This window comes from Bradyrhizobium forestalis, assembly GCF_002795245.1.
Taxonomy (GTDB): domain Bacteria; phylum Pseudomonadota; class Alphaproteobacteria; order Rhizobiales; family Xanthobacteraceae; genus Bradyrhizobium; species Bradyrhizobium forestalis.
This window is the reverse complement of record NZ_PGVG01000056.1, coordinates 25,147-34,748: the sequence shown is the minus strand read 5'-3', so window position 1 is coordinate 34,748 and position 9,602 is coordinate 25,147. Positions and strand designations below refer to the sequence as shown.

Sequence of the window (9,602 nt, the reverse complement as noted above, 5' to 3'; positions counted from 1 at the left end):
TGGTGGGTAAAGCGGGGGCGGATACGTTCACGTTTGCGTCGAACTTCGGCCAGGACGTGATCAAGGACTTCGCTGCCCGCGGACCTGCTCACGACACGATCGAGTTCAGCAAGAGCGTGTTCGACAGCTTTGCGAGCGTGCTCTCCCACGCGGCCCAGTCAGGCCACGACGTCGTCATCGCGGCGGGGAGCGACACCCTCACGCTGAAGAACACGCAGCTCGACAAGCTGAACAGCCACGACTTCCACTTCGCGTAAGGAGCGGGTCGGCCACACAAGCTGGTACTCAACAACTGCCTCGGGGGATCTCTTGGGGGATCCCCCGACAAAGGCCACGACTGAAATTGGACGGCGGGGTGATCCCCGCCTGCGAATCTTTGTCGAATCGGCGCGAAAATTGCTAGAAGCGAGCGGCTTCCTTCCTCGCTGGCCCGGCTGACATGCCCGCCACATCTCTGCCCATCCGGAGACGACAATGCCTATCGACTTGATCCTGCGCGGCGGGCGGGTGATCGACCCGTCCCAGAAGCTCGACGCCGTGACCGACGTCGCCTTTGCCGGCGGCAAGGTCGCGGCGATCGGCAGCGGGCTCAAGGCCGATCCGGGCACCGATGTGCGCGATGTCTCACGGTACATCGTCACGCCGGGGCTGATCGATCTCCATACCCATGTCTATTGGGGCGGCACCTCGCTCGGCATCGATGCCGAGGAATTCTGCCGCACCTCCGGCGTCACCACCTCCGTCGACACCGGCAGCGCGGGTCCCGGCAACTTCGCCGGCTTCCGCAAGCATGTGATCGAGCCGAGCCAGGTCCGCATCCTTGCCTATCTGCACGTCTCGCATGCCGGCATCTTCGGCTTCTCGCACCGGATCATGGTGGGCGAGAGCGAGGAGTTGCGGCTGATGAATCCGATCGAGGCGGCCAAGGTGGCCGATGCCAACCGCGACCTCATCGTCGGCATCAAGGTGCGCGTCGGCCTGCATTCGTCGGGCACCTCGGGGGCCGTCCCGCTCGACATCGCGCTCGAGGTTGCGAACGAGGTCGGCATGCCGCTGATGGCGCATATCGATCATCCGCCGCCGAGCTATGAGGACGTGCTCGCCCGCCTGCGACCCGGCGACGTGCTGACCCATGCGTTCCGCCCCTTCCCCAACACGCCGGCGACCGCGCAGGGCACGGTGAAGAAGGCGGTGCTGGACGCGCGCGAGCGCGGCGTGCTGTTCGACATCGGCCACGGCAAGGGCTCGTTCGCCTTCAAGACCGCGCGCGCCATGCTCGCCAACGGCTTCTATCCCGACACCATCTCCTCCGATATCCATCAGCTCTGCATCGACGGCCCGGCCTATGATCAGGTCACGACCATGTCGAAGTTCTTGTGCATGGGCATGGAGCTCTCGGACGTCATCGCGGCATCGACGGTGAACGCGGCGATGGCGCTGCGGCGCCCCGAGCTCGGCAGCCTCAAGCCCGGCAGCGTCGGCGATGCTACGCTGATCAGCATCAGGCAAGGCCAGTTCGACTACGAGGACGTGGTCGGCGAGCACCTGATAGGCGATCGCAAGATCGCGTCCGAAGGCGTCGTCATTGGCGGCCGCTGGTGGCATCCGAATTGACTTAGCGCTAAGCCTGCTCGCGGTAGAACTGCAGCAGGCGCGTGCCAGCCGGTGAGAGCCAATCGGGCGCGCCCATGATGTAGCCCTCGACGCGACCGCTTGTGCCGACGAGATAGGTGATGGGCATGCCGAGGATGGAGAGGATCTCGGTGGATGCCTGGGCTGCCGCGCCATAGGCATCGGCATAGCAGGCGAGGTCTTTCACGGCGAGGCCGCCGAGAAAGCTGCGGATCTTGCGCAGGTCTCTTGTGTCCGTGCAGATCGCGGCGATGTCGAGCCGGTCGGGCCGTGATGCCGCAAGACTTGCAAGCATCGGCAGATCGAGCTTGCAGGCCGCGCACCAGGTCGCCCAGAAGTTCACCAATGTGATGCGGCCCGGCTTCGCCGCCACGACGGCATCGCGGCCGTGGACGTCCTGGAGCCTGAGCTGCGGCATCATCGCGTGCGGCCGCACCACCGTGAACTGGCTGCGGCCGGCCTCGAACACCGGCGGCCAGCTGTCCTGCGCGCCGCTTGCGCGCAGAGAAGAGACAAACACCGGCGCAGCCATCAGAATCGATCGCCGCGACAGCGCCACAACGCTTTCGCGCCGCTCGTCACGCATGGATATAGGCCCAGCCCTTCAGTTGCAGGTCGACGACGCGTCCGATGCCGAACGGCACGAGGCTTGCGCCAGGGATCAGCGGAATTGAGATCTGCTCCTTGGCTTCCGCGATCGCCTTGGACGAGGCGCACATGCTGTAAGTGAGGTTCGGCAGCGACTGGCGCAGCGTCGCGAGCGGCTCGATCAGCGGCGTCTTGTCCGCCCGGAAGACGTCGATGCCCTTGCCGTTGGCGACGACCTCGATCAGCAATCTCGCACCCCTCTCGGCAAAATGCTTGGAGAGATTAGCCGAATAGCTGATCGCGTGACCCATGACGTAGGGCTCGTTGCTGTCGATCAGGATCACGACGCCGTCGGCGGCGCGATCCTCCTTGGCCGCGGCGGTGCCGCCGGCCGTGAGGATCGCGGTGCCGGCGAGCAGGCCCCTGCGGGACCATCCATTGGCAGAGATCATGGCGACGGCGCTCCTGCGGTCAGAACTGCCGCGGCGCGATCGGTGCCTTGCTGTTGCGTCCCCACAGCACGAACAGGGCGAGCGCCAGCAGGACGAGGTTGAGTGGTGTCGTCGCGGCTTCGCCGCGCGAGATATGGAAGACGAACGCGAACACCTGCAGCACGCTACAGCCCAGCGCGGCCAGCACTGTCAGTCGCGGCAGGATCCGGGTCAGGGCCGGCAGGAGAATGCCGATGCCACCGGCGAGATCGACCAGGGCGACGGAACGGACGAAGGTTTCGGAATACTCGCCGGCAAATGGCATCATCGCAGCCAGCTGAAGAATCGGCGTGGTCAGCTTGACGAACCCGGCCGAGATGAAGACGAAGGCGAGGACGATTTGGGCAGTCCAGAGGCCGATGCGAAGGGCCCGGCCGGGCGTAGCCGTCTCGAGGGTGGTGGTGGACATGGTGGTTCTCCGGAATGTGAGGGCTGCCACCATTTGATAGTTTCACCGTTTTTGATCATTGTGCGTTACGGGAATTGTTCCTTTCCTGGATGTTGATGATCTCATGGATACTTTGATCAGCATGAGGGTGTTTTGCCTAGTCGCGGAGCTGAAGAGCTTTGCGACCGCGGCGCAGCGCCTGCGCATCTCGCCCGCCATGGCGAGCAAGCACGTGATGCAGCTCGAGAAGCGGCTGGGCACAAGGCTGCTCAACCGGACCAGCCGGCGGGTCAGCCTGAGCGAGAGCGGCGCGCTCTATTTCGAGCAGGCGCGGCAAATGCTCGATTCGCTCGACGAGGTCGAGGCCGCCGTCAGCAAGGCGACGGTGGTGCCGCGCGGCACGCTGCGGCTGACCGCGCCGGTGTGGATGGCGAACACGATCTTCGCCGGCGTGCTGGCAGACTATCAGGCCCGCTATCCGGAGGTGCTCCTCGACGTCGATCTCAGCGGGCGCCTCGTCAACCTGGTCGAGGAGGGATTCGATCTCGCACTTCGTGCGACCGCCGCGCTCGACGAGGCGCTGATCGCGCGACCCATCACGGGCGTCCCGTTCTACCTGGTTGCCGCTCCCGCCTTCCTCAAACGCGCGGGCCGCCCGAAGACCTTCGCCGATCTTTCCGGCCAGGCGTTGCTGCACTATGCGCTTTATCCCGGCGAGAGCTTCTCCTTCCAGGGCGAGCACGGACCTGAGACCGTCAAGCTCAATCCGGTGCTGCGCAGCGGCAACGAAACGCTGCTGCACATGGCTGCACTGGAAGGCATGGGTCTCGCCTTCCTGCCGAAATGGCTGGTCGCCGAGGACATCGCGCGCGGACGCCTCGAGCACCTCATGCCCGAGCAGGTCGTCTTCGTCGGGAAGCTGTTCGCGGTCTATCCGAGCCGGAAATATCTCTCCGCGAAGGTGCGCACCTTCATCGACTTCATCGCCGCCGACAAGCGGATGAAGTAGCTAATGCAAGATGAAATGAGGCTCGATCGCTGCAACGAGGGAGATGCGCTCCCTCTCCCGCTTGCGGGAGAGGGTTGGGGAGAGGGTGCTTCAGCAATCGAGAACAGCCGTGTGGAAAGAGCCCTCACCCGGCGCTTCGCGCCGACCTCTCCCGCAAGCGGGAGAGGTGAACGAGCCGCGGCAATCGGTTCAACCTGAAACCATTCCGCTCTACAGCGACCTCGCGATCAACAGCTTCATGATCTCGTTGGTGCCGCCATAGATCTTCTGGATGCGGGAATCGATGAAGATGCGCGAGATCGGGTATTCCTGCATGTAGCCGTAGCCGCCGAACAGCTGCAGGCATTCGTCGGCGGTCTCGACCTGTTTCTCCGAGCACCAGTATTTCGCCATCGAGGCCGTCACCGTGTCGAGGTCTTTTGCGATCAGGCGTTCTATGCACCAGTCGACGAAGACGCGCGCGATCATCGCCTCGGTCTTGCGCTCGGCCAGCGTGAAAGCGGTGTTCTGGAAATCCATCAGCGGCTTGCCGAACGCCTTCCGCTCCTTGGTGTACTCGGTGGTGAGTTTTACGGCGCGCTCCATCGAGGCGACGGCGCCGACCGCGAGTGCGAGGCGCTCCTGCGGCAATTGCTGCATCAGCTGGGCAAAACCCTGGCCTTCTTCCTTGCCGAGCAGGTTTTCCGGCGGCACCGTCACGTTGTCGAAGAACAGCTCCGAGGTGTCGGAGGCGTGCAGGCCGATCTTGTCGAGGTTGCGTCCGCGCTTGTAGCCATCCGCGCCCGCGGTCTCGACCACGATCAGCGAAATGCCTTTCGCGCCGGCCTCGCCGGTGCGGGCGACCACGATGACGAGATCGGCGGCCTGGCCGTTGGTGATGAACGTCTTCTGGCCGTTGATGACGTAGGAATTGCCCTGCTTCTTGGCGGTGGTCTTCACGGCCTGGAGATCCGAGCCGGTGCCGGGCTCGGTCATGGCGATGGCGCCGACCATCTCGCCCGATGCCATCTTCGGCAGCCAGCGCTTCTTCTGCTCCTCCGAGCCGTAATTGAGGATGTAATGCGCGACGATGGCGCTGTGCACGGAGACGCCGGTGGTCAGCTCCGGCACGGTGCTCTCGAGATCGTCGAGCACGGCAGCATCATAGGCGAAGGTGGCGCCCAGGCCGCCATATTCCTCCGGCACGCTCGCCAAGAGCGCGCCCATCTCCCCGAGCCCGCGCCAGGCGAAGCGGTCGACCATCTTCTGCTCGCGCCATTTCTCGGCATGCGGCGCCAGATCCTTGGCGAGATATTTCCGGAACTGGTCGCGGAAGACGTCGAGCTCTTCGGTCATCCAGGAGGAGCGGTAGGACATGATTACCTCGGTTGGTGCGGCGTTCGGGCTTGGTAGGCCAGCTAGCGGCGGCAATTATTGTGTTTTCAGGCTGCGCCGGGGACGCTACCAAGGCGACCGTAACAGCGTCTGTCGGGATGGCTAATTGTGGCGACCAAACCTCAAGAGCTCAAGATCGACATCGAGCGCATCGGCACGGTCTCGGCGATGCTGACGCGGCCGGATCATGCGCGCGCCTGCTACGTCCTCGCGCACGGCGCCGGTGCGGACATGCGGCATTCCTTCATGGAGAGGGTCGCAGCTGGCCTCGCCGAGCGCGGCATCGCAACGTTCCGCTTCAATTTCCCATACATGGAAGAGAAAAAGGGGCGTCCTGACCAGCCCGCAGTCGCACACGCCGCCATCCGTGCGGCGGTCGCGGAGGCGGCGCGGCTCTGCCCCGGCGTGAAGCTCGTCGCCGGCGGAAAATCGTTCGGTGGGCGCATGACCTCGCAGGCGCAATCGAAGGCACCCCTGCAAGGCGTCAAAGGGCTCGCCTTCCTCGGCTTTCCCCTGCACGCCGACAAGAAGCCGTCGAGCGAGCGCGCCGAGCACCTAGCCGCGATCGCAATTCCCATGCTGTTCCTGCAAGGCACGCGCGACGGGCTTGCCGACCTCGGCTACCTCAAGCCTGTCGTCGAGAAGCTCGGGGCGAAGGCAACGCTGCATGAAATCGAAGCAGGGGATCACTCCTTCGCGGTGCTGAAGAAGTCCGGCCGTACCAATGACGAGGCGCTCGCCGAGGTGCTGGACGCGCTCGCCGCCTGGATCGATGCGCTCGCCTGACGTTCAGGCCGAATAAAGCCCCTTGTCGCGCGCCTTCTGGATCGCGAGCGCGGCGATCAGGTCGAGCGTCGGCGTCGACAGGCCGGCGGTGCGCGCGAAGGCCTGGGGCGCCTTCACCAGCACGTCGATCTCCATGGCGCGGCCGAGCTCGTAATCCTGCAGCAGCGACGGCTTGTGGTTGGGGGCAGGGCCGCTGCGGGTGACGCGCTTGACCTCGGGAATGAAGTGCTGGGCGATCTCGTTGGCCTCGTTCAGCATGCGCGGAATCACCTCCGCGAAGGCGGGGTCGTCGCGCACCCCGCGCGCGGTCTGGCCGGTGAGCAGGCACAGCACCGAGAGCGACATGTTGGTCAGCAGCTTTGACCAGATTGCCTCGCGGATCTCGGCGACCGGCGGCGACTCCAGCCGGGCATCGTTGAAGACATTGCGAAGCCTGGTGATGCGGTCGCAATTGCGGTCGTCGCATTCGCCGATCAAGAGCCGGTTGCGGTCCGGCGTCAGGTTCTGCACCACGCCGGGCGCGGTCACCTCGTTGGAGGAGAAGATGACGCCGCCGATGATCCGTTCCTTCGCGATGCAGGCGCGCAGGCGTCCGCCGGGATCGAGGAAGGAAATGTCCGGCGGCGTCGGGTGCCGCGGCGGCAGGCCGATGCCGTACCACCAGGGAATGCCGTTCTGCGCGAACAGGATCGCGGTGTCATCCTGGAGCAGCGGCTTGATGCTGGAGACCAGCCCGGTCAGCGCGGTCGCCTTCAGCGTCGAGATCACGACGTCCTGCGGGCCGAGCTGGGCCGGATCGCCTGACGCGTTCACCTTGGCGCCGACCTCGGAATCGCCGACGCGCAGCTTCAGACCATTGGCGCGAGCCGCCTCCAGATGCGCTCCCCGCATCACGCAACTGACCTCATGGCCGGCGCGCGCCAGCCGTACCGCAATGTGGCTGCCGACGGCGCCCGCGCCGAAAATGCAGATGCGCATGATGGTACCCCGTATTGTCCCTTGGTGCCGTCCGGCGGCAGCATGACACATGCCGCCATGCGATGGACGCGGCCGCCCTACGCCGGAAAGATATGGATCGGGGCACGCGGCCTCGGCCATAGTGCAAGGCAAACGAACGACCGGAGGATCGCCGATGACTGCCAACCCCGTCCTGTGGACCCTCGATGAGCGTGGGGTTGCGACCGTCACGTTGAACCGGCCGGACGTGAACAACGCCTATGACGGCGCGCTGATCGCGGGTGTGCTCGCGGCCATGGACGAGCTGGCGAAGAAGCCGAACCTGCGCGTCGTCGTGCTAAGAGGTAACGGCAAGCATTTCCAGGCCGGCGCCGATCTCAAATGGATCAACAGCGTGCGGCCGCAATCGACTGAAGCTAACGAGGCGGCGTCGCGGGCGACCTTCGAAGCCGTGCAGCGGCTCAACACCGTGGCCGTCCCGACCGTGGCGCTGGTGCAGGGCGGCTGCTTCGGCGGCGGCACCGGCGTGATCGCGGCCTGTGACGTTGTCATCGCCGCGGACAACGCCCTGTTCTCGATCACCGAGGTGCTTTGGGGCCTGACCGCCGCGATCATCATCCCGCAGCTCTGCGATGCCATTGGTGTACGCCAGGTCCGCCGCTACGCGCTCACCGGCGAACGCTTCGGCGCCGAGGACGCCCGCCGCATCGGTCTGGTCCACGAGGTGGTGCCGCTCGCCGAGCTGGAGGCCGCCGGAGCCAAGGTGGTCGAGCAACTGCTCGCCAACGGACCGGAGGCCATGGCCGAGACCAAGCGCCTGGCGCTGGAGAGCTCGTTCGGTGGCATGGCCGTGGACGATGCCGCCTACAAGCGGCTGGTGCAGCTGCATTCGCTCAAGCGCCAGAGCGCGGAAGCCGCGGAAGGGCTGGCCTCGTTCGCCGAGAAGCGGGCAGCGCGTTGGGGCGGCGGAAAAGCGTGAACGTCAGCAGCCGCGACAGATGTTGTTGATGCTGCGATAGACGGCGTCGTCATCCTGCCGCAGCTGGCGCAGCGTTTCGAATGTGTTGCTCTCGGCGGTTGCTGGAGCCGGCTTGCGCTTCGCCGCCAGCTCGTCCTCCTACCGCTTGTAGCAGGCCTCGCGATCAGGCTTGGCCTGGATGAAACGACAGTTTTGCTCCACGGCTGCGGCAGGGGTGGCGGAGATCGCGAGGGCGACGACGGCAGGCAGGGCGAATTTCAAAAGCATCGAATCCATTCGTTGAACCAAGTTGCTTGTCGTCGCCCGGCTTGACCGGGCGACCCAGTACGCCGCGGCCTCTCCGTATACGTTTGACGTCTCTGGAATACTGGATCGCCCGCTTTCGCGGGCGATGACAGCGGTGTTTGGTGGCCCTTCTTTCAGTTCCATGGTCAGAGAGCAACCGCGATCTTGCGACAATGACGCAACCAGGTCTACAGCGGCGGCGCCAATGACGTTTTCAGCAAGGTGAGCAGCGCCTGCACCGCGGCGGCATTGCGCCGCCGCTCGGGGATTGCGGCCTTCACCCACAATTCCGGAATCGGAAAGTCGCGCAGCACCGGCTTCAGCGTGCCGTCACGCAGGGCATCAGCCACGAGATAATGCGAGATCAGCGCGATGCCGTTGCCGGCGATGGCGCTGCGTGCCAGCACATGTCCCTCGTTGGACGACAGCAGCGGGCTGACCTGGATGCTGATGCGGCCGCGCGGTCCGTCGAAGATCCATTCGGGGCCGGTCGGCATGAAGCTGAGGCAGCGATGCTCGACGAGGTCGCGCGGATGTTTTGGCGTGCCATGTTTCTTCAAGTAAGCCGGCGAGGCGCAGAGCAGCCGCTTCAGCGGGCAGAGCGGCTCGTCGATGACGCCGCCGAAGGAATGCGGGAAGGCGCCGATGGCGATGTCAAATCCCTCGGCGACGGGATCGACCGGGCGGTCGATCAGCACGATCTCGAGCTTCAGCCGCGGGTTCTGCGTCTGGAACGCGCTGAAGGCATCTGCAAGGCGCGCCACGGTCAGCGAGGTCGGCGCCTTGATGCGGAGGTGATCGACGAGATCGTGGCCCTTCTCGCCCATGCGCGAGAGCAGGTCGGTGGCGTCAGCCACCACGCCGCGCGCGCGATGCACGTAGCGCTGGCCGGCTTCGGTGAGCCGCAATTGCCGCGTCGAGCGGTGAAATAGCGGCGTGCCGATCCGTGCCTCCAACTGCGTGACGCGCTTGGCGACGACCGAGGTCGAGACGTTGAGCTTTCGCGCGGCGGCCGAAAAGCCGGCCGCGTCCGCAGTGGCAAGGAAGGCCTGCAGGTTCACCAGGATGTCCATGGCCGCCTTTCTCGATTCGCGAAAGCTGATCGCGCATTTT

Annotated in this window: 11 protein-coding genes and 1 pseudogene; 5 read left to right on the top strand and 7 right to left on the bottom strand. The window is 65.2% G+C overall.

The annotated features are described in order from the left end of the window. Positions 1-257, top strand: a pseudogene (locus CVM73_RS35545) (Ig-like domain-containing protein); the annotation flags it as partial. A 217-nt stretch (positions 258-474) separates the two neighbouring features. Next, positions 475-1,614 (top strand): amidohydrolase/deacetylase family metallohydrolase, encoded by a 1,140-nt coding sequence (locus tag CVM73_RS35540; RefSeq protein ID WP_100236403.1) that lies wholly within the window; start codon positions 475-477, stop codon positions 1,612-1,614. Between the two features lie 7 nt (positions 1,615-1,621). Here CVM73_RS35540 and CVM73_RS35535 read toward each other — a convergent pair whose 3' ends face one another. Genes CVM73_RS35535 through CVM73_RS35525 form a run of 3 tightly spaced genes read right to left on the bottom strand, consistent with a single transcriptional unit; the run spans position 1,622 to position 3,120 of the window. Then, a complete protein-coding gene (locus CVM73_RS35535; RefSeq protein WP_100236402.1) occupies positions 1,622-2,218 on the bottom strand; it encodes a TlpA family protein disulfide reductase in 597 nt (198 codons plus the stop codon). Then, positions 2,211-2,672, bottom strand: a complete 462-nt coding sequence (locus CVM73_RS35530) for a DsrE family protein (protein WP_100236401.1) — start codon at positions 2,670-2,672, stop codon at positions 2,211-2,213. Before CVM73_RS35530 ends, CVM73_RS35535 begins: the two co-directional genes overlap by 8 nt. Positions 2,673-2,691: 19 nt before the next feature. Beyond that, entirely contained in the window at positions 2,692-3,120 is a 429-nt protein-coding gene (locus tag CVM73_RS35525) for a DoxX family protein (protein WP_100236400.1), read from the bottom strand. A gap of 103 nt (positions 3,121-3,223) precedes the next feature. Here CVM73_RS35525 and CVM73_RS35520 point away from each other — a divergent pair, with 103 nt between their 5' ends. Further along, complete coding sequence (locus CVM73_RS35520) at positions 3,224-4,108, top strand: LysR family transcriptional regulator (protein ID WP_100236399.1); 885 nt, start codon at positions 3,224-3,226, stop codon at positions 4,106-4,108. Positions 4,109-4,318: 210 nt separating this feature from the next. On the opposite strand, the gene CVM73_RS35515 is transcribed toward CVM73_RS35520, so the two are convergent. Beyond that, entirely contained in the window at positions 4,319-5,464 is a 1,146-nt protein-coding gene (locus CVM73_RS35515; protein WP_100236398.1) for an acyl-CoA dehydrogenase family protein, read from the bottom strand. Positions 5,465-5,590: 126 nt separating this feature from the next. Here CVM73_RS35515 and CVM73_RS35510 point away from each other — a divergent pair, with 126 nt between their 5' ends. After that, positions 5,591-6,268: an alpha/beta hydrolase family protein gene (locus CVM73_RS35510; RefSeq protein ID WP_100236397.1), complete on the top strand. Its 678-nt coding sequence runs from the start codon at positions 5,591-5,593 to the stop codon at positions 6,266-6,268. A gap of 3 nt (positions 6,269-6,271) precedes the next feature. Here the strand turns inward: CVM73_RS35510 and CVM73_RS35505 are convergent, their stop codons facing one another. Further along, positions 6,272-7,246: a ketopantoate reductase family protein gene (locus tag CVM73_RS35505; protein WP_100236396.1), complete on the bottom strand. Its 975-nt coding sequence runs from the start codon at positions 7,244-7,246 to the stop codon at positions 6,272-6,274. 154 nt (positions 7,247-7,400) lie between these two features. On the opposite strand from CVM73_RS35505, the gene CVM73_RS35500 reads away from it, so the two are divergent. Further along, positions 7,401-8,204 (top strand): enoyl-CoA hydratase-related protein, encoded by an 804-nt coding sequence (locus CVM73_RS35500; RefSeq protein WP_100236395.1) that lies wholly within the window; start codon positions 7,401-7,403, stop codon positions 8,202-8,204. Between the two features lie 138 nt (positions 8,205-8,342). Here the strand turns inward: CVM73_RS35500 and CVM73_RS41315 are convergent, their stop codons facing one another. Beyond that, positions 8,343-8,633, bottom strand: a complete 291-nt coding sequence (locus tag CVM73_RS41315) for a hypothetical protein (protein WP_245452521.1) — start codon at positions 8,631-8,633, stop codon at positions 8,343-8,345. Between the two features lie 44 nt (positions 8,634-8,677). After that, positions 8,678-9,562, bottom strand: a complete 885-nt coding sequence (locus CVM73_RS35485; RefSeq protein WP_100236393.1) for a LysR family transcriptional regulator — start codon at positions 9,560-9,562, stop codon at positions 8,678-8,680. Between the last annotated feature and the right edge of the window lie 40 nt (positions 9,563-9,602).

Coding starts and splice junctions, on each gene's coding strand:
- CVM73_RS35535 (WP_100236402.1), bottom strand. CDS start 2,218: ATGCGTGACGAGCGGCGCGAAAGCGTTGTGGCGCTGTCGCGGCGATCG.
- CVM73_RS35500 (WP_100236395.1), top strand. CDS start 7,401: ATGACTGCCAACCCCGTCCTGTGGACCCTCGATGAGCGTGGGGTTGCG.
- CVM73_RS35520 (WP_100236399.1), top strand. CDS start 3,224: ATGGATACTTTGATCAGCATGAGGGTGTTTTGCCTAGTCGCGGAGCTG.
- CVM73_RS35540 (WP_100236403.1), top strand. CDS start 475: ATGCCTATCGACTTGATCCTGCGCGGCGGGCGGGTGATCGACCCGTCC.
- CVM73_RS35530 (WP_100236401.1), bottom strand. CDS start 2,672: ATGATCTCTGCCAATGGATGGTCCCGCAGGGGCCTGCTCGCCGGCACC.
- CVM73_RS41315 (WP_245452521.1), bottom strand. CDS start 8,633: ATGGAACTGAAAGAAGGGCCACCAAACACCGCTGTCATCGCCCGCGAA.
- CVM73_RS35505 (WP_100236396.1), bottom strand. CDS start 7,246: ATGCGCATCTGCATTTTCGGCGCGGGCGCCGTCGGCAGCCACATTGCG.
- CVM73_RS35525 (WP_100236400.1), bottom strand. CDS start 3,120: ATGTCCACCACCACCCTCGAGACGGCTACGCCCGGCCGGGCCCTTCGC.
- CVM73_RS35485 (WP_100236393.1), bottom strand. CDS start 9,562: ATGGACATCCTGGTGAACCTGCAGGCCTTCCTTGCCACTGCGGACGCG.
- CVM73_RS35515 (WP_100236398.1), bottom strand. CDS start 5,464: ATGTCCTACCGCTCCTCCTGGATGACCGAAGAGCTCGACGTCTTCCGC.